Annotated in this window: 21 protein-coding genes; 10 read left to right on the forward strand and 11 right to left on the reverse strand. The window is 70.2% G+C overall.

Annotation, left to right across the window (positions count from 1 at the left end; genetic code table 11):
* Positions 1-30: 30 nt before the first annotated feature.
* Complete coding sequence (locus tag FRCN3DRAFT_RS0230235) at positions 31-423, reverse strand: Zn-ribbon domain-containing OB-fold protein (protein WP_007509781.1); 393 nt, start codon at positions 421-423, stop codon at positions 31-33.
* Between the two features lie 311 nt (positions 424-734).
* On the opposite strand from FRCN3DRAFT_RS0230235, the gene FRCN3DRAFT_RS0230240 reads away from it, so the two are divergent.
* Positions 735-1,346 (forward strand): TetR/AcrR family transcriptional regulator, encoded by a 612-nt coding sequence (locus tag FRCN3DRAFT_RS0230240; protein WP_007509782.1) that lies wholly within the window; start codon positions 735-737, stop codon positions 1,344-1,346.
* Between the two features lie 41 nt (positions 1,347-1,387).
* Here FRCN3DRAFT_RS0230240 and FRCN3DRAFT_RS0230245 read toward each other — a convergent pair whose 3' ends face one another.
* The 6 genes from FRCN3DRAFT_RS0230245 to FRCN3DRAFT_RS0230270 form a co-directional block, all read right to left on the reverse strand.
* Positions 1,388-1,711 (reverse strand): Rieske (2Fe-2S) protein, encoded by a 324-nt coding sequence (locus FRCN3DRAFT_RS0230245; protein ID WP_007509784.1) that lies wholly within the window; start codon positions 1,709-1,711, stop codon positions 1,388-1,390.
* A 93-nt stretch (positions 1,712-1,804) separates the two neighbouring features.
* Complete coding sequence (locus tag FRCN3DRAFT_RS0230250; protein ID WP_007509786.1) at positions 1,805-2,590, reverse strand: SDR family oxidoreductase; 786 nt, start codon at positions 2,588-2,590, stop codon at positions 1,805-1,807.
* Positions 2,587-3,864 (reverse strand): amidohydrolase family protein, encoded by a 1,278-nt coding sequence (locus FRCN3DRAFT_RS0230255; protein WP_007509788.1) that lies wholly within the window; start codon positions 3,862-3,864, stop codon positions 2,587-2,589. Before FRCN3DRAFT_RS0230255 ends, FRCN3DRAFT_RS0230250 begins: the two co-directional genes overlap by 4 nt.
* 105 nt (positions 3,865-3,969) lie before the next feature.
* Entirely contained in the window at positions 3,970-4,677 is a 708-nt protein-coding gene (locus FRCN3DRAFT_RS0230260) for an ABC transporter ATP-binding protein (RefSeq protein ID WP_007509790.1), read from the reverse strand.
* Positions 4,667-7,570, reverse strand: a complete 2,904-nt coding sequence (locus FRCN3DRAFT_RS0230265; RefSeq protein ID WP_007509792.1) for a branched-chain amino acid ABC transporter permease/ATP-binding protein — start codon at positions 7,568-7,570, stop codon at positions 4,667-4,669. The genes FRCN3DRAFT_RS0230260 and FRCN3DRAFT_RS0230265 overlap by 11 nt, the downstream gene beginning before the upstream one ends.
* A gap of 67 nt (positions 7,571-7,637) precedes the next feature.
* Entirely contained in the window at positions 7,638-8,855 is a 1,218-nt protein-coding gene (locus FRCN3DRAFT_RS0230270; RefSeq protein ID WP_007509794.1) for an ABC transporter substrate-binding protein, read from the reverse strand.
* Positions 8,856-9,550: 695 nt separating this feature from the next.
* Between FRCN3DRAFT_RS0230270 and FRCN3DRAFT_RS0230275 the strand changes: the two genes are divergently transcribed.
* The 4 genes from FRCN3DRAFT_RS0230275 (at position 9,551) to FRCN3DRAFT_RS0230290 (ending at position 13,651) form a co-directional block, all read left to right on the forward strand.
* Positions 9,551-10,771 carry a CaiB/BaiF CoA transferase family protein gene (locus FRCN3DRAFT_RS0230275; RefSeq protein WP_007509796.1) on the forward strand — a complete coding sequence of 407 codons (1,221 nt, stop codon included), beginning with the start codon at positions 9,551-9,553 and terminating at the stop codon, positions 10,769-10,771.
* 254 nt (positions 10,772-11,025) lie between these two features.
* On the forward strand, positions 11,026-11,844 hold the full coding sequence (locus tag FRCN3DRAFT_RS0230280) for an SDR family NAD(P)-dependent oxidoreductase (RefSeq protein ID WP_007509798.1): 819 nt from the start codon (positions 11,026-11,028) through the stop codon (positions 11,842-11,844).
* Positions 11,845-12,197: 353 nt separating this feature from the next.
* Positions 12,198-12,581 carry a hypothetical protein gene (locus tag FRCN3DRAFT_RS56665; protein ID WP_007509802.1) on the forward strand — a complete coding sequence of 128 codons (384 nt, stop codon included), beginning with the start codon at positions 12,198-12,200 and terminating at the stop codon, positions 12,579-12,581.
* A gap of 101 nt (positions 12,582-12,682) precedes the next feature.
* The gene (locus FRCN3DRAFT_RS0230290; RefSeq protein ID WP_027141080.1) at positions 12,683-13,651 is read left to right on the forward strand and encodes a TIGR03621 family F420-dependent LLM class oxidoreductase; all 969 of its coding nucleotides are present in this window, start codon (positions 12,683-12,685) and stop codon (positions 13,649-13,651) included.
* A 147-nt stretch (positions 13,652-13,798) separates the two neighbouring features.
* On the opposite strand, the gene FRCN3DRAFT_RS0230295 is transcribed toward FRCN3DRAFT_RS0230290, so the two are convergent.
* Positions 13,799-14,554 carry an SDR family NAD(P)-dependent oxidoreductase gene (locus FRCN3DRAFT_RS0230295; protein ID WP_035925402.1) on the reverse strand — a complete coding sequence of 252 codons (756 nt, stop codon included), beginning with the start codon at positions 14,552-14,554 and terminating at the stop codon, positions 13,799-13,801.
* A 52-nt stretch (positions 14,555-14,606) separates the two neighbouring features.
* On the opposite strand from FRCN3DRAFT_RS0230295, the gene FRCN3DRAFT_RS0230300 reads away from it, so the two are divergent.
* Positions 14,607-15,368: a sugar phosphate isomerase/epimerase family protein gene (locus FRCN3DRAFT_RS0230300; protein ID WP_007509808.1), complete on the forward strand. Its 762-nt coding sequence runs from the start codon at positions 14,607-14,609 to the stop codon at positions 15,366-15,368.
* Between the two features lie 11 nt (positions 15,369-15,379).
* On the opposite strand, the gene FRCN3DRAFT_RS0230305 is transcribed toward FRCN3DRAFT_RS0230300, so the two are convergent.
* Both FRCN3DRAFT_RS0230305 and FRCN3DRAFT_RS0230310 read right to left on the reverse strand, forming a co-directional pair.
* Positions 15,380-16,927 carry a class I adenylate-forming enzyme family protein gene (locus FRCN3DRAFT_RS0230305; RefSeq protein WP_007509809.1) on the reverse strand — a complete coding sequence of 516 codons (1,548 nt, stop codon included), beginning with the start codon at positions 16,925-16,927 and terminating at the stop codon, positions 15,380-15,382.
* On the reverse strand, positions 16,924-17,718 hold the full coding sequence (locus FRCN3DRAFT_RS0230310; protein ID WP_007509810.1) for a class II aldolase/adducin family protein: 795 nt from the start codon (positions 17,716-17,718) through the stop codon (positions 16,924-16,926). The genes FRCN3DRAFT_RS0230305 and FRCN3DRAFT_RS0230310 overlap by 4 nt, the downstream gene beginning before the upstream one ends.
* Positions 17,719-17,865: 147 nt before the next feature.
* On the opposite strand from FRCN3DRAFT_RS0230310, the gene FRCN3DRAFT_RS0230315 reads away from it, so the two are divergent.
* Positions 17,866-18,414: a TetR/AcrR family transcriptional regulator gene (locus tag FRCN3DRAFT_RS0230315; protein WP_007509811.1), complete on the forward strand. Its 549-nt coding sequence runs from the start codon at positions 17,866-17,868 to the stop codon at positions 18,412-18,414.
* Between the two features lie 146 nt (positions 18,415-18,560).
* On the opposite strand, the gene FRCN3DRAFT_RS0230320 is transcribed toward FRCN3DRAFT_RS0230315, so the two are convergent.
* Complete coding sequence (locus FRCN3DRAFT_RS0230320) at positions 18,561-19,388, reverse strand: SDR family oxidoreductase (protein WP_007509812.1); 828 nt, start codon at positions 19,386-19,388, stop codon at positions 18,561-18,563.
* A 135-nt stretch (positions 19,389-19,523) separates the two neighbouring features.
* On the opposite strand from FRCN3DRAFT_RS0230320, the gene FRCN3DRAFT_RS0230325 reads away from it, so the two are divergent.
* The 3 genes from FRCN3DRAFT_RS0230325 to FRCN3DRAFT_RS0230335 all read left to right on the forward strand — a co-directional run bounded on the left by FRCN3DRAFT_RS0230325 (position 19,524) and on the right by FRCN3DRAFT_RS0230335 (position 23,576).
* Entirely contained in the window at positions 19,524-20,648 is a 1,125-nt protein-coding gene (locus FRCN3DRAFT_RS0230325) for an acyl-CoA dehydrogenase family protein (protein WP_007509813.1), read from the forward strand.
* Between the two features lie 83 nt (positions 20,649-20,731).
* A complete protein-coding gene (locus FRCN3DRAFT_RS0230330; RefSeq protein WP_007509814.1) occupies positions 20,732-21,994 on the forward strand; it encodes an acyl-CoA dehydrogenase family protein in 1,263 nt (420 codons plus the stop codon).
* 265 nt (positions 21,995-22,259) lie between these two features.
* Entirely contained in the window at positions 22,260-23,576 is a 1,317-nt protein-coding gene (locus FRCN3DRAFT_RS0230335; protein ID WP_007509815.1) for an amidohydrolase family protein, read from the forward strand.
* Positions 23,577-23,669 lie beyond the last annotated feature (93 nt).

Consider the following 23,669-nt stretch of genomic DNA (forward strand, 5'->3'; position numbering starts at 1 on the left):
CGGACATTCCTTTCGTCTTGGCGAGCCCGCCTAAGCGGGCTCGAACCCGTAACCGACGGCCTCGACGCCCACGCCGTCCGTGCCCACGGAGACGGTGGTCAGCCGCACCTCCATACCCGTCCGCACCTGCCCTGGATCGGGCTGGACATTCACGATGTTTCCGCGCACGATCGTGCCGCCGCAGTCGACGACGGCGGCGACGAACGGCACCTGAATTCCCGGCCCGGCGGTCGACACGATCGTGTAGGTGAGCAGCGTTCCCTTTCTCGGGATGTCGACCTGGTGGAAACCGATGGCCCCGCACGAGGCGCACGCGTTGCGTCGGTCGAAGAATCGCGCCCCGCACCGTTCGCACTCGTGGGCGACAAGATGGGGATCGTCGGAGAGAACCAGATAGTCCACCAACGGGACCCGATCAGCCACGGACAACTCCCCACGCCAGGGTGCGCGTCACGACGACGTCACACGAATCGCTCATACGATTGCCCCGCGCCGGCCGTGACGCACTTCACCGCGACCGGCTCCACCAGGGCGACAACCGGGGCCCGACATGGGCGCCGCCAGCCGCGCCGGGACGCTCGGTGGGGCGCCGTCCTCCCGGGGCGTGCCGCCACCAAGGGGCTGAGGCCGGCCACGCGCCCGCTCTTTTCGGCCGGGTCGCGTGACGCGGCGGGTGACCACGCCGGTATATTTGGTCAATGACTACCCCACCCACACCGCGGCGGGCCCGCCTTATGCAGGCGCGCTCCCGCGAAACTCGACGCCGCTTGGTGCGTGCCGCACTGCGCCTGTGGTCCGAGCGAGGCTTCGAGACCGGGATCGAAGAAACGACGGCCGAGGAGATTGCCCAAGCCGCCGGAGTCACGAAGGGGACCTTCTACTTCCACTTCGCCCATAAGGAGGAAATTCTTCTCGAAATGGGCTACGAGACCGCCTCCGTCCTCAGCGAGGAGGCGGCCCGCTGCATCAAGGCGAATCGGGGTCTCGAGGAGTCGCTGCGTTCCCTCATGAACGCGCTGGCACGCAACATCAAGGCCGCCGACCCGGCGGCCGTCATCCGCGCTCTCGCCGAGTTCCGACGCCCTCGCCGGCCCGACAGCGAGATACCTCCCCCTGACCCGGCCTTCGCCGAGGCCTTCGAGACGCTGTTCGCGCGAGCGCAGAAGGAAGGCGAGGTGACCGACCAGGTCGAGCCGGCCGAGATGGCGCAGATCCTGGAGGCCCTGGTGCTGGACTCCATTCTGGAATGGGCCCAGGGCCGGACCGGTCGACTCAATCTTGCCCTGCACCGCCGGACGGCCATCGTGCTCGCGGGGCTGCATCCGGACAGCACCCTCTCGCTCTGACGCCCGGCCGGCGGTTCCACTCATCTTCTTGTCTTCTTGCGTCAGATCTGGATCTGGACGACGTCGTCCTGAACACGGGTGGGGAAGACCATCAGATCCTGGTTGAATCCGTCTGAGGACGAGGGCCGGACACAGGCGCCAGAACGCACGTCATACCTGCTGGCGTGTGTGGGGCAGATGATGAAACAGCCCTCGTCCAGTGCGCGCCCACCCAGCTTGCTGCCCTGGTGGGGGCAAAGGTTCTGGAAGGCGTAGAACTCGCCGTCCACGTTGGCGACCGCCACCGGGAAGCCATCCACGTCGACAGTCGTCGTCTCGCCCGGCTCGATGAAGTCCACCGGCAGGGCGTCATAGAACTCGGCCACTAAAGAATCTCCGGCACCAATCGCCCTAAGAGCCAAAGGGCATGCTAAAACGATCTTCTTTCGCATGCCCGTCGGCCATTTCCTCTGGGATCACTAGTAGCTGCGGGCGCGGACGACGTCGAGCTTCTGGCCACGAGGTCGGGTGGCGATGAAGACGTGGACGTCGGCCACGCTTTCGACGGTCATTCCGCCGTGCTTTCCGATCACCCGGTTGACCGTTCCCTCCGCCTGGAGACGCGGCCACACCAGATGGGTGTGCTCCCCGCTGTCCTCCCAGTCGGTCGAACCGCCGCCCTCGCCGAGCGCCACGCCCTGGATGAGGGTCGTGACCCGGATCTCCTCCTTCTCGAACTCCAGGCCCAGGGCCTGGCCGAGCGCCTCCAGACCCGCTTTGGTCGCCTTGTAGATGGACTCGTACGGGAACACTTCGAGGGTCACCTCGGACGAGGTGTTGATGATGTCGCCGCCGCCCGCGGCCCGCAGCAGGGGAATCGCCGCCCGGCACGTGTAGACCGGGCCCAGCAGGTTGGTGCGCGCCACCCGGCCGATGTCGTCGTCGGTGAGCGCCTCGAACGGGCACGGGCGGTGCAGGCCGGCGTTGTTGATGAGGACGTCGAGCTTCCCGAACTGCGCCTCGATGGCCTCGAACGCGGCGCGCACGCTGTCCGGGTCGCCAACATCGGTCGTCACGCCGACGGCGCGCGGCCCTAACTCCTCCTCCAGCGCCTTCAGCCGGTCCGCCCCCCGTGCCAACAGGACGACGGAGGCGCCCTCGGCCGCGAACCGCCTGGCGATCGCCAGGCCGGACCCGCTGGTCGCGCCGGTTACCGCCACCACCTTGCCGGCGAGCTGTCCCTCGCCGCCGCCAGTCGCGCTCATGGGACGAGCACTCCGATCCCGGCCGCCTCGTTGCGCCGCCGCCATTCGTTCTTGGACATCCGGGTGGTGTCGACGTGCGCGTTATGCGCCCGCGCCCGCAGCGCGCCGACCGTGGCCTCTTCGCGCGGAATCGCGGTGAAGGGGTCGAAACCGAAGAACCGGCAGGCGTTCTGCCAGGTGATCTTGTGGGTCTCCTCCTCGGTCACCGCCGCGTCGACCAGCTCGCTCCAGAGGATCTCCGGCGACTCGGGCCAGGTCGTGTCCGTGTGCGGGTAGTCGGACTCCCACGCGATGATGTCGATGCCGATCTCGTGCCGGTTCTTCAGCCCGATCGGGTCGGTGATGAAGCAGCCCAGGACGTGCTCACGGAAGATCTCCGACGGCAGCCGGCCGCCGAAGTCGTTCCGCAGCCACAGCTGGTTCTTCACGTGCCGGTCGGCCCGCTCGAGGTAGAACGGGATCCAGCCGATCCCGGCCTCGGAGAAGGCGATCTTGAGGGTCGGGTACTTCAGGAGCACCCCGCCGAAGATCAGGTCCTGCGCGACCAGGGTCATGATCTGCGTGGACAGGATGATCGAGTGGTCCGCCGGGGCCTCCTTCGGCAGCTTGAGCAGGCCCATGCCGCCGCCGATGTGCAGGCAGAGCACCGTTCCGGTCTCGACGACGGCGTTCAGCAGCGGGTCCCAGTGACCGGACAGGAGGCTCGGGTATCCCTGCGCGTGCGGGGCCTCCAGGAAGCTGACCGCCGGGCAGCCCTTCGCCGCGAGCCGGCGGACCTCCGCCGCCGCGAGCTCGGGGTCCCACATCGGCAGCATCCCGATCGGGATGAACCGGCCGGGAGCACCGGCGCACCACTCGTCGATGTGCCAGTCGTTGTAGGCCTGGAGCATGATCAGAGAGAGCTGCTTGTCCGGCGCCTCGGCGAACGTCCTGGCGTTGTAGCCGGCCATGCTGGGGAAGCACATCGACGCGAGCACGCCGTTGGCGTTCATGTCGTCGATCCGGGCGTTCAGGTCGAAGCACCCGGGCCGCAGCTCGGTGTAGGTGCCGGGGTCACGGCCCCACTCCTCGGCCGGCCAGCCGACCGTGGCGGCCATGCCGAACGGCGTCGACGTCGCCGCGCCCTGGAAGACCCACTGGTCGATCCCGTCGGCGTTGCGGATGACCTTCGGTGCCTGGTCCCGGTACTTGGCTGGAACGTGCCTTTCATACATGTCGGGCGGCTCGATCGAATGATCATCGATACTGACCAGGATCATGTCTTCTTTGTGCATCGGCACGCGACCTTCCGTGCTCCACAGTCGGCACTGTCGGTATTTAAACTCAGTTTAACTACGATTCGGGCCGCCCGCCAGTGGCGGGCGGCCCGAATCCGCTGGTCAGGCGTCGACGTCCTGCCCCAGGTAGGCACGTTCGACCTGGTGGAGGTTCTGCCTCGCCTCGTCGGCCGAGCCCGACCAGACCACGCTCCCGCGCTGCAGGATGTATGCCCGGTCGGCGACGGCCAGCGCCTGCCGGGCGTGCTGCTCGACGAGCAGCACGCCCGCGCCCCGTTCCGCCGCCGCCCGCAGGGCCTGCATGAGCCTGGCGACGGGCTTGGGGGCCAGCCCCAGGGAGAGCTCGTCGGCGAGCAGGACCGCGGGCTCGGCCGCCAGCGCCCTGGCCGTCAGGAGCATCCGCTGCTCGCCCCCTGACAGCAGGCCGGCCCGCCGGCGCAACAGCGGCCTGAGCTCGGGAAACAGCTCCAGGGCCTGCTCCACGGGCCCCTGGCCGATGCGCAGGTTGTCGTGCACCGAGAGCCGGGAGATGACCGAGCGCTCCTCCGGGATCACGCCCAGGCCGTCGCGCACCCGGCGGTGCAGCGACGCCTTCGTCGGGTTGCCCCGCCAGTGGACCTCCCCGCCGAGGCCGGGAAGCGCCCCGGCAAGGGTCAACAGCGTCGTCGTCTTGCCGGCGCCGTTCGGTCCGAGCACGACGACGATCTCGCCCGGATACACGTCGAGGCTGACGTCCCGCACGCACGGGATCCGCCGGTAGCCGGCGAACAGGCCCCGTGCCCGCAGCACCGCCGTGGACTCATCGGGCATCGCTGACCACCTCCTGCGGGCGCTCGTCCTGGACGCGCGCCTCCCCGACGGGCTCCTGCGCGCGCTCGCCCTCCGGCTCCGCCGCGCGCTCCTCGCCGAGATAGGCGGCGACCACCCGCGGGTCGACGCGGATCTCGGCCGGTGTCCCGGTCGCGATGACCTTGCCGAAGTCCATGACCACGAGGCGGTCGCACACCCGGTTGAGCATCGGGACGTCGTGCTCGACGAGCAGCACGCCGATGCCCCACTCGTCGACCAGCCGCAGCAGCAGGTCGGACAGCTCCTGGGTCTCCGTCTCGTGCAGCCCGGCGGCCGGCTCGTCGAGCAGCAGGATCGACGGCTCGGTCGCGATGGCCCGGGCGATCGCGACCTGCCGGCGGCGGCCGTAGGGCAGCTCGGAGGGCACCCGGCGCAGATCCTTCGCCAGCTCGAACATCTCGATCGCCGACCGGGCGGCCGGCGTCAGCTCGGTGTGCCGCGGCCGCACCAGGTCGGTCAGGTAAGCGGCCGAGTCGCGCGGGTCGGAGGCGGTACGCAGGTTCTCCAGCACCGTCAGCTGGTCGAACAGCTCGAGCGACTGGAAGGTCCGCCCGACACCCAGGCGAGCACGGCGGCGGGCGTTCAGGCCGTCGATCCGGACACCGTCCACCAGGATCTTCCCGTCCTGGATGCGGTTGAAGCCGGTGACCGCGTCGATGAAGGTCGTCTTGCCGGCGCCGTTCGGCCCCATCAGGCCGACGATCTCGCCCGGACGCACCTGGATGGACACGCCGTCGAGCGCCTGCACCCCGCCGAAACGGACCGAGACGTCCTCCACCTCCAGCACCCGCGGCGTGACCCGGCGCGGCACGGCGGGGGTGGCCTTCGCCATGGCCTTCCGCAGCGCCACGCGCGCCGCGTCGGTCGCGTCGTCCGCTGCCGCCGGCTTCGGGCCGTCGGCGGTCGGGTCGGCCCCGTTCGGGTCGGCCCCGTCCGCGTCGGTCGTGACGCCGGCTCCGTCCGCGGCACCGGCGTCGTCGGGCGACGTGGCGCGCCGGAAGGGAAGGCGCCCCCACGGCAGCTTCCAGGTGACGACCCAGGCCGCCAGGCCGTTGGGGTACTGGATCAGGGTCGGCACCAGCAGCACCGCGAGGCCGAGCGTCACGTACTGGTTGGCCGAGCCGCTCGTGATCAGCTCGCCGAAGATCTTGGGGGTGACGCCGCCAGCGATGCTGAGGCCGGCGGCGACGCCGCCGACCAGGAACCCGACGCCGCTGATCACGGTATTGATGATCACGGCGATCGAGTTGAAGACGTTGAACTGGCTGAAGTCGACATAGGTCGTCTGGAAGGCCAGCAGGACGCCGCCCAGCCCCGCGATCGCCGCCGAGAGGGCGAACGCGTAGAGCTTGGCGCCGTACACGCTGATCCCCAGCGAGGCGGCCGCCCGTTCGTTCCCCCGGACCGCCACCAGCCGTCTTCCCGAACGCCCCCGCCTGATGTTCCCGGCCACCAGCCCGGCCAGCACCAGCGCGACGAGGCAGGTGATGGCGTAGCGCTTGGGGTGGTTGACCGCGTCGATGTCCCAGCCGAACAGCGTCGGCGGATCGACGACCGTACCCTCGAGGCCCCCGGTGAGCGGGACGCTCTGGAAGAGGATGCTCTGGAACGAGTAGGCCAGGCCGAAGGTCGCGATCGCGAGGTGGATCCCGCGGGTCCGCAGCGCCGGCAGCCCGATGAGGATCCCGACGGGCACGGCCGCGGCGACACCGATGACCAGTGCCAGCAGGAACGGCAGGCCGGCCACCGCGGCCAGCCGGGAGGCGACGTAGCCGCCCCAGCCGGCGAACGCATACTGCGCCAGGGACAGCTGGCCGGCGTAGCCGGTCACGACCACGAGCGACACGCAGATGATCGCCCCGATGGTCGTGGCGGTCAGCGCGTCGTTCCAGGTCGTGGGCGTGACCAGGATCAGCACCGCCATCGCCACGACGGCCACCACCAGCCAGCGCGGCCGCGGGCGCCCGGTGCCGATCTCTGGGAGCAGCTCGTTCACGTGGCTGCGCAGCGGCAGGCTCTGGCCCCGGGCGACGAGCACCAGGATGACGAACAGGAACGGGACGGCGTCGCTCCAGCCCGAGGCGTGCACGTAGTTGGTGATCTCGGACTGGGAGATGCCGATGACCAGCGACGCGAGGAGGGCGCCGGCGAAGGAGTCGAACCGGGCCATCATGGCGGTGGCCAGGGCCGGGATGATCAGCAGGACGAGGGTGTTGATGTCCAGCCCGGCGATCGGCGCGATGAGAATGCCCGCGAGGCCCGCGAGCATGGCGCCGAGGGTCCAGTTGATCACAGCGATCACGTCGGGTGAGTGGCCCATGAGCTGCGCGCCGCGCTCGTTCTCGGCCACCGCCGAGGTGATGGCGCCGAACCTGCTGTACCGGTAGACCAGCCAGAGGGTCGCCGACACCACGATGGCGATACCGAGCAGGACGAAGCGGTCCAGCCCCACCGCCGCTCCGCCCACGGGGCTGACGCTCCTGGTCGGCAGGAACGACGGCACGATGCGGATCGAGGTCCCGAACACTATTCGGCCGAGCTGTTGCAGCACGACCATCACGCCGAGGGTCGCGATCACCCTGGTCAGCGGCGGGGCATGCCGCAGCGGGCGCATGACCAGAAGGTGCATGAGCGTGCCGACGGCGCCGGAGATGAGTAGTGCCAGCACGACCGACGGCGCGACTGGCAGACCGGCACTGACGTGCAGGTCGTAGTAGGCGAGGGCGCCCACGGCGGCGAACGCGCCGTGGGCGAAGTTGAGGACGCCGGACCCTCGGTAGATGAGGACCAGGCCCTGACCGGCCAGGGCGTAGATGGCTCCCAGCCCCAGGCCGAGGAAAAGAAAACGGATCACTGGACCACCCCCTGCCCGCGGGTCGTCACCGACCCGCGGGCATCGCGGCTTTCGGGCATCGTGATCGTTACGGCTTCGGCGTGAAGACGGGCACGTAACCGTCGGACGTCTGCACGAGCTTGCCGTCCTTCACGACACCTTCGATGATCTGGTGGTTGAAGAGGCGGCCGAGCCCGGGGAAGTCGAAGTCCTTCGTCGTGGTGTAGCCCTCCGGCAGAAGGCCGAACACGTTGAAGTTCGTGAGCTTGCCGAAGGCATCGAGCACCGAGGCCCGGGTGACGTCGCCCTTGATGGTGCGCGCGACCTGCGCGAAGGCCCAGGTACCCATCCAGGCGTTGAGGCTGACCTGGTCGATGTCCGCCTTCGGCTGGTACTTGGCCATCTCGTCCCTGAAGCGCTTGATGCCCGGCATGTCACTGGTCACCAGCGGGAGGCCCGCCGCGACGAGCAGACCGTTGGCCTTGGTACCGAGCGACTTCAGGGTGTCCTCGGTGAGCGACCCCGCGCTGGCGGACAGCTTCTGGGTGAAGTTCCCGCTCTTGGCCACGTTCAGCCACGCGGCGACGTGGGTCGGCATCATGGCCATCGCCACGCCGTCACCCTTGGCCCCGGCGGTCACGACCGGCGTCAGGTCGGTGGCGGTCACCTCGACCGGGATACCGCCCATGAGCTTGAGGCCGCGGCCCTGCTGCAGCGTGATCGTGTTGAATCCCACCGCGGCGGCCGCCGCGGCGACGTTCGTGTAGGCGACCTGGATGTTCTTCGCACCGTTGTCGGCCAGGACGGTCCCCAGGCCTGCGCCGTCCGAGCCCGCGAGCGGGAAGGAGTTCGGCGAGGAGAGAGTCGACTGGGAGCTCGGCTGTGAGGCGATGTTCGGCACCTTCGCCGCGTTCAGAATCGTGTTGGTCTGCTCGGGGAAGGCCTGGTAGTCGCCGACCTCCGCGATCACGTCCTTGTCCGCGACCAGGTTGCGGGCGCAGGTCGTCGCGGCCGTCGGGCTCTCGGTGCCCTTGGCGTCACACACCTTCACCTTGAGCGGGTGCCCGTTGATGCCCCCCGACGCGTTCACCGCCGCGGCGGCTGCCTGCGCGGCCTGGTAGGCCTCGGTGCCGGGCGTGACGCTGGTGAGGGTCGTGATCACTTCGATGGTGATGGGTGACCCGGTGAGCCCGCCGCTCGCCGAGTCCGCACCCTTGGAGTCGTCGCCGCCACCGCCACAGGCCGCGACCAGGGCCGCTAACAGGCCGGCAGCAGCGGTCACCGAAATCAACTTGTTGTTCTTCACGCCGGGACTTCCCTTCCAAGTACGACTTGCTTCGAGATGGCGCTAGAGACTGCTTCGACGGTCGTTTGAGCTCGACGCGATGACCCGCGGGGTTTCGGCGGCTCCACGCGAGTAGGGCTCGCTCGGAGCCCGGATGGCCCTAGATCGTCTTCTTGGCCGCCGGACGGCGGGGCTTGGCCATGGCCCGCGGTCGCGCCGGCCACACGCCAACTCCTCCCGGGCGCGGACCCCCAGCCCCCGAGCCGGGTTTGTACTGAGTACAAGATCTGAGGGGTAATGTTTAGCAGGTGGCGGGAGGTCACACAAGACCTCGCCGTCAAACTCCCGCCCCGCCAGGACGCCTGGACGCCGGCGCGGGCCACCGCCAGGGCCGGCGGGAGCCGTCACCAAAGGTGCTCGCACGATCACCCAGTGACCGCACCGCCAGCACATCCCCGCCACCGGGACACCCTCGCGCCAGACGAGTCACCCACCCCGCGACGTCGCCGACAGGCACCATGCGCTCGCCATGCACTCACCACGGGCTCGGGGGCGACCACACGCGGAAGTCGGCCGGCTACGAACCCATCCCCCACGGGACCCAGCCCTTGCGTTCTTGTACTCAGCCTAACTACGTTGTCCAGAGACGAGCCGTTCGCCGACCCACACAGCGTCCGGCCGGCTTCCACGCCGTTCGCAGGAAGGACCGGGGATCAGTGCAGCAGCCGATGGCAGGCGTCAAGATGATCGAGGTCGCCCAGTTCACGTTCACCCCGGCGGCCGGCGGAGTCCTCGCCGAGTGGGGCGCCGACGTGATCAAGGTGGAGCATGCCGAGCGGGGTGACGCGCAGCGCGGGATGGTGAACCACCCGAAGGACGGCACGTTCCACCCGATCATGGAGCATCCCAACCGCGGCAAGCGCAGCATCGGCCTCGACCTGGAGAACCCCGCCGGATACGCCGTCCTGCTCGAGCTGGTCAAGGACGCGGATATCTTCCTCACCAACTTCCTCCCGGACGCGCGCCGGCGGCTCGGTATCGAGCTCGAGGACATCCGCAAGGCCAATCCGGACATCATCTATGTGCGCGGGAGCGCGCACGGCCAGCGCGGGCCGTGGGCGGAGAAGGGCGGGTACGACGGCTCCTCGTTCTGGTGCCGCATGGGCAGTGCCTGGGGTGTGACGCCGCCGGACAGCCCGCGGGTCCTCACCATGCCGGGCGGCGCCTATGGCGATTCCATGGGCGGGATGACGATCGCCGGCGGTATCGCGGCCGCGCTCTACGGCCGGGCGGCGACCGGGGAGCCGTCCGTGATCGATGTTTCGCTGATGAGCGTCGGGGCGTGGGCGTTCGCGCTCGATCTCAGCAACGCGGCGCTGACCCGCGGCGAGAAGACGCCGATATCCATCAACGAGATGATGGCGAACGCCCCGTTGAACCCCACCGTCGGTCATTTCCGGACCTCGGACGGGCGCTGGATCAACTTCACCATGATCCAGCCGTTCCGTTACTTCGCCGACGTCTGCCGCCACCTCGGCCTGGACGAGCTCATCGACGACGAACGCTTCAACACGGCCCAGAAGCTCATGGCCAACGCGACCGCGGCCGGCCAGTACATCACCGAGGCCATCGCCCAGAAGCCGTTCGCCTACTGGAGCAGTCACCTGCAGACCATGGAAGGTCCGTGGGCTCCGGTGCAGGGCCCGCTCGACATCCTGGACGACCCCCAGATGGAGGCCAACGGCTACATCCGGCCGGTCCTGGACAGCGAGGGCAAGGAGCGCCGGCTGATCGCCAACCCGGTCCAGTTCGACTCCCAGCCACCCGAGACCAGCCGCGGGCCGCTGTTCGCGGAGCACACCGACGACCTGCTGCGCGAGCTCGGCCACTCCGAGGACGAGATCCTCGAGCTCAAGATCGCCGGTGCCGCCACCTGACGCGACCTGGCGCCGCTTCGACCAGGGCTGACCCGGCCGTACCACCCGCGTCATGAGCTTGATCGGCAGATCTGTACCCGGATCCGAACCAGCGAGGGCTCGGAACTCGGATTTGGGTACAGTCCTGGCGATCTTCGTCATGCGAGGCGGCGGGCGTCGCCGTGAACGGCGCTCGACGGCGAGGAACCGAAGAACCGAGTCTGCCCGCCGAGACCTGCTGCGCTGACATCTACTGCCCTGAGAGAGGCATACACGTGAGCTTCACGATCGATCTCGGCGAGCGCACGGCTCTCGTCACCGGCGGCGGGCAGGGCGTGGGGCGGGCGGTCTGCCTGTCCCTCGCGGCGGCGGGCGCCAGGGTGCTCGTCAACGACTTCGTGCCCGACCGGGCGGACGGGGTCGTCAAGGAGATCGAGGCCGCCGGCGGCTCCGCGCTGGCCCGCCCCTTCGACGTCTCGGACTACGCGGCCGTGACCGCGGCGATAGGCGCCGACACGGTGGACATCCTGGTCAACAACGCCGGAAACGCCGGACCCGGCGGCTGGGACGTGAAGGACCCGGCCGCAGGCTCCAAGGGGGTCTCGGTCAGCGTCGGGGCGTTCGCGACCACCGAGCCGGCCGACTGGGACCGCTACTTCGCCGTGAACCTGTACGGGGTGCTGAACTGCACCCGCGTGGCGCTGCCCAACATGCTCGCCGCCGGCGAGGGCCGGGTCATCACGATCGTCTCCGACGCCGGGCGCGTCGGCGAGGCGAACATGGCCCCCTACTCGGCCGCCAAGGCGGGCGCCGCGGGGTTCATGCGGGCGCTGGCCCGCGAGGTCGGCGGTCAGGGGATCACGGTCAACAGCGTGGCGCTCTCCACCGTGGACACTCTCGGGCTCGAGGAGATGGCCAGCACGTCGGCCGAGATGGCCGACCGCCTGCGCCGCCAGCTCAAGCGGTACATGGTTCCCCGGCTGGGACGGCCCGACGACGTGGCCGGCCTCGTCACGTTCCTCGCGAGCCCGCTCGCGTCCTGGATCACCGGCCAGACCTACCCGGTGAACGGCGGTTACTCCGTCTCCGCGTGAGGGTCTTCGTATCGGCGTGAGGGCCGCCGTCTCGGCGTGAGGGCCTCCGTTCTGGCTTCGATACCCAGCGGTTTCGCGCCGCTAGGCGATCTTCCGTTGGTCTGGAGGGCGCGGCCGATCCGGCCCGCGACTAGTCTTTCGTCATGATTGGCGTGGGAATCAGCGGGTTGTCGAAGTTGCTCGGCGGGATGCTCGTCGCCGGAGCCGTGCTCGCCGGCTGCTCCAGCGACACGAGCGAGCCCACCGGGTCGCCCTCGGCGCCCTCGTCGCCCTCACCCGCCCCATCCCGGTCGCCGGTGGCATCGCCGGCCTCATCTTCGGCGTCATCGCCGGCGGCGCCTCCGTCAGCGTCGGTGTCCCACTCGCCCCTGCCGCGGGACGCGCACCCACCGCTCGCCGGCTTCGGCGAGGTTCACGACCTCGGCACGGTGGCGAGCGTCGACGGCACCGTGCTCCGGCTCGACCCGAAGGCCTACGTCCACTGCGCTCCGCAGGCCGGAGACGACACCGGGACCTGCCTGGACGGTTACCGGATCGACGACGTCGGGACCCAGACCCGCGAGTACGTGCTGGCGCCGACGGTCCGGGTCACGTACTCGGTGGGACCCGAGGAGTACGAGACCGGCGACCTCACGGACCTGCGGAAACTGATCGCGTCCGCTCCGGACAAACTGATGATGCTTCAGCTCGACGCGGCGGGGCTTGTGACCGCCGTCGGCCAGCCCTGGCTTCCCTAGCCCGGACCCGGACCGCCCCGCCAGCTCCAAACGATCACAGAAGTCGGACTGAGTCAACGATCGTGGACCGGCGGCAGTCCCTTGTTCTAGAGTTCACGATCATGGCGAGTTCGAGGGCCTTCCGATTCGCGGTGCAGGCGACCAGGGCGCGTTCCGGCGGTGAGTGGCGAACGCTCGCCCGCCGGGTCGAGGACCTGGGGTTCTCCACGATCTTCCTGGCGGACCACTATCTGGGTCGTGGGCCGGCGAGCAGCGAGGCCCGCCAACCGCCGCAGCATCTCGCGCCGATCACCGCGATGGCCGTCGCCGCGGCCGTGACCGAGACGCTGCGGATCGGCTGCCGGGTCTTCTGCGTCGACTACCACGTGCCGGCCGTGCTGGCGAAGGAGGCGGCCACCCTCGACCTGCTGTCGGACGGGCGGCTGGAGTTCGGCATCGGCGCCGGGTGGAGCGCGCCCGAGTACCGGGCGATGGGACTGGAGTTCGCGCCGGGGCCGCGGCGGATCACCAAGCTCGAGGAGGTGATCGCGCTGTTCAAGGAGCACTGTGCGGGCGAGGAGCTGGACCGGCACGGCGAGTTCGTCGAGGTGAGCGGCTACGCCGGACTGCCCCTGCCCGTGCAGCGGCCGCACCCGCCGATCATGATCGGCGGCGGGAAGAAGCGGGTGCTGACGCTCGCCGGCCGGCAGGCCGACATCGCGAGCATCGCGAACGTGCCGTTCACACCCGTGAACGACGACGGGCTGACCCCGCACCAGGAGGCGGAACGCCGGATCGGCTACGTGCGGGACGCGGCCGGCGAGCGGTTCGCCACGCTCGACGTCGAGGGCTCCCCGTTCTTCACCCGGGTGACCGACGACCCGGAGGGCGCGCTCGCGCCGGTCGCCGAGGCGATGGGCATGCCGCCCTCCGAGCTGCGCAACCACCCCAACGTCCTGGCCGGCACCGCCGACGAGATCATCGACCTGCTGGAGCTGCGGCGGGAGGCCTTCGGGGTCAACTACGTGAGCGTCCAGCAGTCCGACGCGGAGGCGTTCGCGCCGATCGTCGCCCGGCTGGCCGGGAAGTAGGTCCCTGGAGGGCCAAGGGCGTGCGAAAATGATCTTCTTCGCACGCCCGGCCGGGGTTCCCGCCGGATCGCGAAGCCGGGGTTCCTGCCGGATCGCCGAAGGCGATCTGGCAGGTCTGCTGGCAGGTCCGATTGTCCCCAGGATCACTCAGCGGGCCGTGTAGCCGCCGTCCACCGGGAGCAGCACGCCGGTTATGAACGACGACTCGTCGCTCGCCAGGAAGAGCGCGGCGGCCGCCAGTTCCTCCGGCATGCCCCACCGCTTCATCGGCTGCGGCGGGATCAGGTCGGCCGGCGGGGTCGAGCCGGGCTCCCCGCCGGCGAGGCCCGTCCAGACCATGCCGGGGCAGATCGCGTTCACCCGCACCCCCTTGGTGGCGTAGTCGAGCGCGGCCGACCTGGTGAGCTGCACGACCCCGCCCTTGGCCGCCGCGTAGACCGCCTGGTTCTTCATCCCCACCAGGCCGGTGACGGACGCCGTGTTGACCACCGAGCCGCCGCCGGTGCGCAGCATGGCCTCGATGCCGTGCCGCATGCCGAGGAAGACGCCCTTGAGGTTGACCCCTACGACGTCGTCGAAGATCTCCTCGTCGAACTCGGCCAGCGGGCGGCGCGGGCCGCCGAAGCCGGCGTTGTTGAACAGCACGTCGAGGCCGCCGAATTCGCGCTCGGCGGTTTCGATCATTCGTACGACGTCATCGTTCCGTGATACGTCGACATGAACCGCGACCGCTCCGTCACCGATCTCAGCAACGACGTCCTTCTCTTTTCCACTGATGTCCGCGCATACCACGCGAGCACCTTCACGTGCAAAGAGGAGGGCTGTCGCGTGCCCTATTCCTGAACCGGCGCCGGTGACCACGGCGACCTTTCCGGCAAGCCGACCCGTCTTTTCTTCGCTCATGTGAGGAAGTATAGTACGACGGTATATCCGAGGTCGATTTCGAGGAGACCATATGGCGACGGTCGAGTTCGCGCTGAGCCCCGACACGATGTGGGACGTCGACACTGACGCGATGGCCGACGCGACCCAGGCGGCCGGCTTCTCGGCGCTCGGGCTCGTGGTCGGCCGGGCGGACGAGACCGCCGCGGCCGCGTTCGACAAGGTCGGGCTGCGCTGCCACGAGCTGATGGTGCTGCTGTACACCGGGCGAGACGACGTCGTGCTCCGACACGCGGCCCGGCTCGCCACCTCGGCGGCGGCCGTACGGGCCGAGTGGGTCGTGGCGACGTTCCTCGCGCCGCTCGGCGGGCAGACGCTGGACCTTCTCAAGCGGAGCGCGGACATCTTCGCCGAGGTGGGAGCGCGGCTGGCGGTGGAGTTCAGCCCGGGTGGCGGGGTGACGTCGATCGACGAGGCGCTCGAGGTGGTCGAGGCCGCGGGCCCGGAGCGGGCCGGCGTGCTGATCGACAGCTGGCACTTCTTCCGCGGCGGCGCTCCCTGGGAGCAGCTCGAGCAGGTCCCCCTCGACCGCGTCGCGTACGTGCAGCTCGCCGACGCGGTGCCGCCGATCTCCGACGACGCGATGAGCGAGACCGGGAACCGGCGGGCGCTTCCGGGTCAGGGCGAGCTGGACCTGGCCCGGTTCGTCGGGACGCTGCGCGACCGCGGCTACGACGGGCTCGTCAGCGTGGAGGTGCTGAACGAGGAACTGCGCCGCCGCCCGCTGGAGCTGCCGCAGGCGGCCATGGCGGCGACGGCGCCCTACTGGCGCTGACGGCGGGCCGCTCACGCCGAGCCGATCCGGAACCGGCGGACCTTGCCGACGCTGGTGCGCGGCAGCTCGTCGATCAGATGCCACTCGCGCGGGCGGGCCGCCGGCGGGAGGTTGCCGGTGGCCCAGGCCGCCACCTCGTTCAGGTCGGGCGGGGCGCCCGCGTCCCGCGGCACGAGGTAGGCGACGGGAACGACGTCGCGGGTCGGGTCCGGCCTGGCCACCACCGCGGCCTCCAGGACGCCCGGCGCCTGCGCCAGGACCGACTCCACCTCGGTGAGGCTGACGTTCTCGCCGGAAACCTTGATCACGTCGTCGAGCCGGCCGACGAAGCGCAGCCGCCCGTCGGCGTCGGCCGCCACCAGGTCCCCGGTCGTGAACCAGCTCGTCCCATCCGGAAGGTCGGTGAACGACCGGCTGTTCGTCGCCGGGTCGTCCAGGTAGCCCGCGAAGAGGTCCACGCCGCGCACCCCACGTACCCGCAGCATGCCGGGCGCCCCCGTGGCGGCGGGACCGCCGTCCACCGGGTCGACCACCGCGATCTCGCGGTCGCCGAGCGGCTCGCCGATCACGTCGTGCCGCAGCGGGACGCTGGTGTCGCCGGTGACCGCGGCGATGGTCTCGGTCATCCCGTACAGCTGGCGGGGCCGGCACCCGACGATCGCGGCGAACCGCTCGTAGTGCTGCTCCCCGAGGCTCTGCGCGAACCACACGTGCCGCAGCCGCAGCGGCGGGAGCTCGGTCGGGCAGCGGGCGAGGATCATCCGGATCGGCGCCGCGAACAGGCTCGCGTGCGTCACGCCGAGCTCGTCCGCCTGCCGCAACCAGCGGGACGCGGAGAACGCGTGGGTGAGCGCGACGGCGGCGCCGGTCGCGATCGCCGGGGCGAAGCAGTAGTACTGCGCGTTCGCGTGGAAGAGCGGCAGCGTGACGAGCCAGCGGTCCTCGGGGCGCAGGCCCACGGCCGCGGCCATGGCCGTGCCGACCGTGCGGTAGTTCTCCTGCGTCAGCACGACGCCCTTCGGCTCGGACGTGGTGCCCGACGTGAACATCACCGCGAGCCGGTCGGACGGGCCGATGCCGGCCGCGGCGGCGGCGACGGGCTCGCCGCCGGAGAGCGGGCCCCCCGGTGCCACGTCGGCGGCCGTCTCGGCGAGCTCGACCACCACGGGAACCGCGCCGGCGGCGCCCGCGTGGTAGGCGTCCGCGCGGGCGGCGGCGCACAGGGCGACGGCCGGCCGGATCCGGCGGACCTGGGAGGCGATGTCGCGCGCCGTCGACGCCGGGTCGGCGGGCACGATCCAGGCGCCCAGCCGGGCGGCGGCGAGCCAGGCGGCGACGAAGGCCGGGCAGTTGGCGAGCGCGAGGTGCACGCACGAGCCGGGCCCGACCCCGGCGGCCCGCAGCGTCCCGGCGGTCTCGGCCACGACCTCGTCGAACTCCTCGTACGAGTACGCGTTGATCGCGTGGTCGTCGCGAAAGAGCAGGAAGAGCCGGTCGCCGTGGCCGGCCACGGCCGCGGACCACAGCTCGTGGAACGTCGCGGAAGGCACGGGCGTCATTCCGCGTAGGACGGGTCGAGCCGTTCGATCTTCCGCAGCAGCGCGGGCCACTCGCGGTCGTGCGAGCCGGCGAGGTCGCGCAGCCACTGGCGGACGGTCAACGCGACGACCTCCGGCGGCGGGATGGTGAGCGGCTGCCCGCTGGACAGCGCCAGAAGCTGCGCCCGCGCGGCCTTCTCCAGGTAGAAGGTCTCCGTGATGGCGTGCCCGACGCTGCGGCCGACCGTGATCGTCCCGTGGTTGCGCAGGATCAGGCCGGCGTGGTCGCCGAGGTCGCTGACCAGGCGCTCCCGCTCTCCCGAGGCGAGCGCGATGCCCTCGTAGTCGTGGTAGCCGAGCCGGTCGTGGAAGCGCATCGCGTGCTGGGTCAGTGGAAGCAGCCCGTCGGCCAGCGTCGAGAGCGCCATGCCGGCCTCGGTGTGCAGATGCACCACGGCGTGCGCGTCCTCGCGGGCGGCGTGGATCGCGCCGTGGATGACGAAGCCCGCCGCGTTCGGCCGGAACGGGCTCTCGCCGATGACCGTGCCGTCCAGGTCGATCTTCACCAGGCTGGACGCGGTGATCTCGTCGAAGCCAAGGCCGAGCGGGTTGACCAGGAAGTGGCCGCCAAGGCCGGGTACCCGCGCCGAGATGTGGGTGTAGATCAGGTCGTCCCAGCCGAAGAGCGCGCACAGACGGTACGCGGCGGCCAGATCGCGCCGGACCTGCCGTTCCTCGGCCGACATCGGCCCGGCCTCGGCGACCCGCGTGACGGGCAGCTCGAACGACGCGTACTCGGTGACCGATGCCATGACTGCCCACCGTCCGGCTAGGCTGAACTGAACGTTCAGTTCAATGTGTCAACCGGGCAGGTGCCGTGTCAACCGGCCAGCGCGGCATCAACCGGGCAGCGCGGCGTCAACCGGGCAGCTCAGCGCCAACAGAAAGGAGCGCCAGCCATGGCGGCACGAGCCGAGTCGGCGATCCTCGACGCGGCGTACGCGCTGCTGGTCGAACGCGGGCTCGAGGCCACGACGGTCGAGGCGATCGCCGCGCGGGCGGGCGTGAGCAAGGTGACCATCTACAAGTGGTGGCCCAACCGCGCGGCGGTGATCATGTCGGCGTTCCTGCGCGAGTCCGCGGACCTGCTGCCCTACCCCGAGCACTTCCAGCTACAGCAGGTCGAGGACCGGCTGCTGATGATGACCGCGGCGTTCCGGGGCGCGACCGGGACCGCGATGGCGGCGCTGATCGCCGCCGGCCGGTCCGACCCGCAGCTCGCCGAGGCGTTCCGCGACGGCTACATCAACGCGCGGCGGCGCCAGGGCATCGCGATCGTGCGGGCGGCCATCGCGGCCGGGGAGATTCGGCCCGCCGATCCCGACGTGGTGCTCGACCTGGTGTACGCGCCGCTCTACTTCCGACTGATGGTCGGGCACAAGCCGCTGGACGAGGACGACGTGCGCGAGCACGTCCGGTTGGTGCTCGCGGCGCTGCGCCCCGCCTAAAGGGCCAAAGAGTATGCGAAAATGATCTTCCTTCGCATACTCGGCGGCCGCCCTCCCCAGGGTCACTAGAGGGCCGACATGAGGCCCCCGTTCCCGCTGACGTCGGGGCGTCCGCGGGACCGAGGGCCTCTCGTGGTCAGACCGAGTCAGATCGTGGTCTCGGACATCAGGAAGTCGATGACCGGCTTGCCTGGCGCCCACGAGCCGCCCATCGAGGCCTTCACGTGGCCGTAGTCGACCAGGAGGCTCTCGCCGCTGATGCCGAAGGCGGCGTCGCTGTTCAGGAAGGCCATCACGTTGGCCATCTGCTCGGGCTGCAGCTGCTCCGTCCCGGTCGCCTCGCGGTACTGCTGGTCGAAGCCACCCCAGCCGTTCGCCCGGGCGAGCGGGGTGTCGGTCGGGCCGGGGCAGATCGCGTTGATCCGGATGTGCTTGCTGGCGAACGGGTAGGCCTGCCGGGCCACGTAGGCGTTCACGGCCTGCTTGCTGAACATGTAGGTGTCGGTCTTCTCGTGGGCCTGCACCCAGGCCTCGGCGTCCTCGTAGGAGGTCGTCGCCAGGAAGTCCACGAGCCGGTCCAGGTGGTTCTGCCAGCCGAGACCGGCCACCGACGAGATGAAGCAGATCGCCGAGCCGGCGCCGAGCCGACCGTCCTCGATCAGCTTCTCGATCAGGTGGCGGTGCGAGATGAAGTTGACCCGCATCGTCCCGTCGCCGCCGCCGATGCCGGCGGCGGCGAACACCGCGTGCACCGGTCCGGCCACCTGGTCGAGCGCGGCGTCGATGCTCTCCCGCTCCATCAGGTTGACCTCGATCGCCTTCGCGACGGAGTAGTCGACGGGCGCGCGGTCCAACACCGTGACCTCTGCCCCGAGGGCCGCGACCGCCCGCGCGGCCGCGGCGCCCATGCCGGTCGCGCCGCCGATTACCAGGACATGCTTCCCGTCGTAACGGAAGGGCTGTGTGTCACCCATCACTCTCCAACCTCCCGGCTCGCCAGTCCGCTCTGGTCCGCGCTAGAACTGCTCAACACGGTAAATTATACTGAGTTCAAACTTTGGGTGCCAGGCTGGCGCATCGCGGCGCAAGACCGTCCGAAGGGAACAGGCATGGATCCTGATCTCAGCCCCGATCAGCGGCTCCTGCGGGAGACCACTGAGCGGTTCATCGAGGCGAACCTGCCGCTGGACAAGCTCCGTGAGCTGATCGACGCGGGCGGCCAGGTCGGCCCGTCCTACTGGCGCGACGGCGCCGAGCTCGGCTGGTTCGCCTTCCTCGCCCCGGAGTCACTGGGCGGCGGGAGCGTGTCCGGCGACGGCGTGCTCGACGCCGTCATCCTCGCGGAGCTGCGCGGCCGGTACCTGCAGCCAGGCACCTTCATCGACACCAACCTCGCCGTGGCCACCCTCGCGCGCGAGGGCTCGGAGGAGCAGCGGGCGAAGGTCGTGCCGACGCTGATCTCCGGCGAGGCGGCCGTGGCCTGGGCCGTGGCGGACCCGGCCGGCGACTGGTCCGGTTCCGCCGGGGTCGACTGCGAGCCCACCCGCGGCGGGTACCGCCTCACCGGCCGCAAGGGGCTCGTGGTCGAGGCGCAGTCGGCGCAGTGGCTGCTCGTGACGGCGGCGGCGCCCGACGGGCCCACGCAGTTCCTCCTGCCCACGGCCACGCCGGGCGTGACCGTGGAGGTGCTGACCGGCCTCGACCTCAGCCGCCGGCTCTGCGAGGTCCACTTCGACGACGTCGAGGTCGACGGCTCCGCGCTGGTGGGCACCCTCGGTGGGGCGGCGGCCGCCGTCGACGCGCAGCTGCTGCTCGCCGGCGTGCTCGCCACCGCGGAGACGGTGGGCGCCATGCAGCACCTGTTCGACCTCACCGTGCAGTACTGCAAGGACCGCGTCGCCTTCGGCCGGCCCATCGGCTCCTTCCAGGCGGTCAAGCACCAGCTGGCCGACACCAGCCTGGCGCTGGAGATGAGCCACGCCGTGGCCAGCGGCGCGGCGCGCGAGGCCCAGCAGGATGGTCGCGGCGCGGCGCACGCCGCGAGCATGGCGAAGGCGTTCGTGGGTGACGCGGCGGTCGAGCTGGCGCACAAGTGCTGGCAGCTTTTCGGCGGCATCGCCTACACGTGGGAGCACGACTTCCACCTGTATCTCCGTCGGCTGACGACCGACGCGTCGCTGTACGGGTCGCCGGCCTGGCACCGGGAGCGGATCTGCCAGCTGGCCGGTCTCTGAGACGTCGAGATGGCCTCCGGGCACGCAAAGAAGATCATTTTCGCGCGCCCTTTGGCCCTGTGACTCCGGAAACGAGGAAATCCATGACCGACACACCGGAGATCGAGGAGTACCGCGAGCGGGCCAGGCAGTGGCTCGCCGCGAACCTCGAGCCGCGCCACCCGGGCCAGGGCGCGCACGGGCGCGGCGGCACCCAGCAGAACGACGAGGGCTTCCAGGCGGAACGAGCCCTGCAGAAGAAGCTCTACGAGGCCGGCTACGCGGGCATCAACTGGCCCAGCGAACACGGCGGCCAGGGTCTCTCCGACCGGCACGCCCGCGCTTTCGCTGAGGAGGCCGCCCGGTACCGGATGCCCGATCTCGGCCACGCGGGCGGCACGACGTACGGCCCGTGCGGGCAGACCATCGTCCGGCACGGCTCACCGGAGTTCCTGGCCCGGCACGTCCCGCGGATGCTCGCCGGCGACGAGCTGTTCGTCCAGCTGTTCTCCGAGCCGAGCGCCGGCTCCGACATGGCCGGCATCACGACCCGTGCGGTGCGCGACGGTGACAGGTGGTTGATCACCGGTTCGAAGATCTGGACCAGCGGCGCCCACCAGGCCGACTACGGGATGTGCCTCGCCCGGACCGACTGGGACGCCCCCAAGCACCGCGGCCTCACCTGGTTCGCGGTACCCCTGCGGGCCAAGGGGGTGACCATCCGCCCCATTCGCGAGATCACCGGCGACGCCGAGTTCTGCGAGGAGTTCCTCGACGAGGTCGAGGTCGGCGACGACGCCGTGATCGGCGAGGTCAACCAGGGCTGGACCGTGGCACAGACGCTGCTGCTCGTCGAGCGGGGCGCCGGGCGCGACGACCCGGTGAACCTGCCGACGACCCAGGCCGCCGATGTCGACCCGTTCCTGCTGGACGTGATCCGCGCCGCCGGCCGCGCCCAGGATCCGGTAGCCCGGCAGGCGCTCGCCCGGATCCACACCGCCGACTGGGCCAAGGGACAGCTCGGCCAGCGGATCACCGGCTTGCTGCGGTCGAGCGAGAAGCCCGCGGCCGGCGTCGCCTCTTACTGGAAGCTGGCGGCCGGCGTGTACAACCCGGAGCGGGCGCGCCTGGTCCTGGAGATCGGGCAGGGGCTAGGGCTTGCCTGGAAGGACGGGGACGAGGAGGGGCAGCACGCCGCCCTGGACTACCTGAACAGCCGGGTGTGGTCGATCGCCGGCGGCTCCAACGAGATGCAGCGCAACGCGATCAGTGAGCAGGTCCTCGGCATGCCCCGGGAGCCGAGCTTCGACCGGGGCAAACCGTTCCGTGAGGTCGTCAACAGCGCCCGCGAGTGGTTCAGGAGCTGATCGGGTAACGGGGCCTGGGTGAATCTCGTGGTCATTCCGCCCCGGCCCCGGGCGGAATGACCACGGAAGAATTTCGCGGCCGAGCCCGCCAGCCGGCGAAAAGTGGCGTGGCGGCGTCCTGCGCCACCTCGGCCGGCTCTGCCGTGCGCAAAGTCGCCCGACGACGCGGCGGCATTGCCACGCAAAGTGCGGGCCACGACACCTTGAGGTGGGGTGGCGCGCGAGGCGCCGGCATAGTTAAACTCAGTTCAAATACGCAGTGTCCATGAACTCCCAGGAGGGCCCGTTGGCCGACACGCCCCAGCTCGGATCACGCGGTATCTACGTGGCGGATGTCGAGCAGAGCCTCCCGTACGGCATTTTCGATGCCGACCATCACCTCTACGCGCCGGACGACGCCGTGACGCGCTATCTGTCCGCCGACATGGTCGAGCGGGCCTGGCTGCCCGGCGAGCCACGCATGCTCACCGAGGAGGAGCACGACGAGGACGAGGAGGTCGACCACGAGCGGCGGACGCTCGGGGTCCACTCCGCGCCGGAGGGCGGCTTCGGCGGCGTCGACCTCTCCCAGGTCTCCGGGATGGCCGGCAACATCCCGATCCCGGGCGCGATGCTCAACAAGCTCAACCCCATGAAGGACCTCGACCAGCTCAGCCGTGAGCAGCTCGTCGAGCGGTACAACGCGATGCGGCCGGCCTTCGAGAGGAAGGACCCCCGTCTGTCGCTCATGGACCTTCAGAACGTCGAGGTCGCGGTCCTGCACACGGTCGGCACCGGCTGGGAGAGCGCCTTCGGGCGCGGTGACATCGAGGCCGGCTACGCCGTGAACCGGGCGTACAACGACTGGCTCTGGGAGGACTGGGGCTACGCGCACGAGGGCCGCATCCTGGTCCCCGTGCCGATCCCGCTCCTCGACGTCGACCTGGCGGTCGCCGAGCTCAAGCGGTCGCTCGAGCGCGGCGCGAAGTTCGTCGACCTGCAGCCGGGCCCGGCGTGGAACGGCCGGTCGCCGTTCGACCCCTACTTCGACCCGTTCTGGAACCTGGTCAACGAGTCGAACACGCGGGTCGCCGTCCACCTCGGTGGGACCTACGCGCGCCACGGCGGCGAGTGGGGCGAGAAGCCGGACGCCCGCTACGTGGAGTTCAACGGGTTCCAGTGGGTGGCCTACTGGGGCGACCGGCCGATCATGGACACCCTCACCGCGATGTTCTACCACGGCATGTTCGGCCGGTTCCCGAACATCAAGGTGCTCATCGCCGAGTTCGGCACCGTCTGGCTGCCCTACCTGCTCCGCAAGCTGGACCACGCCATGCTGCTGGGCCGCAAGCCCAAGTGGGGTTCCCTCCCCGGCCGGCCGTCCTCCGTCTTCAAGGAGCGGTGCGTCATCGCCCCGTTCCCGGAGGAGGACATCAAGCGGGGCATCGAGACCGTCGGGATCGACTCGCTCGTGTTCGGGTCCGACTTCCCGCACTCCGAGGGTGTTCCGGACCCGATGCAGTACGTCTCGCTGCTGAAGGGCCTCGACGACCTCTCCATCCGCAAGATCATGCGCGACAACCTCGTCCGCTTCATGGGTTAGGGACACGGCGTGGGTTGGCGGTTCGGCACGTTCATCGGCTAGAGGTCCAGCACGACCACCGTGCCTCCGCCGCCGCGAAACAGCGGCGGTGGA

The sequence above is a fragment of the Pseudofrankia saprophytica genome, from assembly GCF_000235425.2.
GTDB classification, from domain to species: Bacteria; Actinomycetota; Actinomycetes; order Frankiales; family Frankiaceae; genus Pseudofrankia; species Pseudofrankia saprophytica.

Bases quoted from the DNA above. Each gene is read 5' to 3' on its own strand.
- FRCN3DRAFT_RS0230240 (WP_007509782.1), top strand. From the start codon at position 735: ATGCAGGCGCGCTCCCGCGAAACTCGACGCCGCTTGGTGCGTGCCGCA.
- FRCN3DRAFT_RS0230250 (WP_007509786.1), bottom strand. From the start codon at position 2,590: ATGAGCGCGACTGGCGGCGGCGAGGGACAGCTCGCCGGCAAGGTGGTG.
- FRCN3DRAFT_RS0230255 (WP_007509788.1), bottom strand. From the start codon at position 3,864: ATGCACAAAGAAGACATGATCCTGGTCAGTATCGATGATCATTCGATC.
- FRCN3DRAFT_RS0230260 (WP_007509790.1), bottom strand. From the start codon at position 4,677: ATGCCCGATGAGTCCACGGCGGTGCTGCGGGCACGGGGCCTGTTCGCC.
- FRCN3DRAFT_RS0230290 (WP_027141080.1), top strand. From the start codon at position 12,683: ATGGCGAGTTCGAGGGCCTTCCGATTCGCGGTGCAGGCGACCAGGGCG.
- FRCN3DRAFT_RS0230295 (WP_035925402.1), bottom strand. From the start codon at position 14,554: ATGAGCGAAGAAAAGACGGGTCGGCTTGCCGGAAAGGTCGCCGTGGTC.
- FRCN3DRAFT_RS0230300 (WP_007509808.1), top strand. From the start codon at position 14,607: ATGGCGACGGTCGAGTTCGCGCTGAGCCCCGACACGATGTGGGACGTC.
- FRCN3DRAFT_RS0230305 (WP_007509809.1), bottom strand. From the start codon at position 16,927: ATGACGCCCGTGCCTTCCGCGACGTTCCACGAGCTGTGGTCCGCGGCC.
- FRCN3DRAFT_RS0230310 (WP_007509810.1), bottom strand. From the start codon at position 17,718: ATGGCATCGGTCACCGAGTACGCGTCGTTCGAGCTGCCCGTCACGCGG.
- FRCN3DRAFT_RS0230315 (WP_007509811.1), top strand. From the start codon at position 17,866: ATGGCGGCACGAGCCGAGTCGGCGATCCTCGACGCGGCGTACGCGCTG.
- FRCN3DRAFT_RS0230320 (WP_007509812.1), bottom strand. From the start codon at position 19,388: ATGGGTGACACACAGCCCTTCCGTTACGACGGGAAGCATGTCCTGGTA.
- FRCN3DRAFT_RS0230325 (WP_007509813.1), top strand. From the start codon at position 19,524: ATGGATCCTGATCTCAGCCCCGATCAGCGGCTCCTGCGGGAGACCACT.
- FRCN3DRAFT_RS0230330 (WP_007509814.1), top strand. From the start codon at position 20,732: ATGACCGACACACCGGAGATCGAGGAGTACCGCGAGCGGGCCAGGCAG.
- FRCN3DRAFT_RS0230335 (WP_007509815.1), top strand. From the start codon at position 22,260: ATGAACTCCCAGGAGGGCCCGTTGGCCGACACGCCCCAGCTCGGATCA.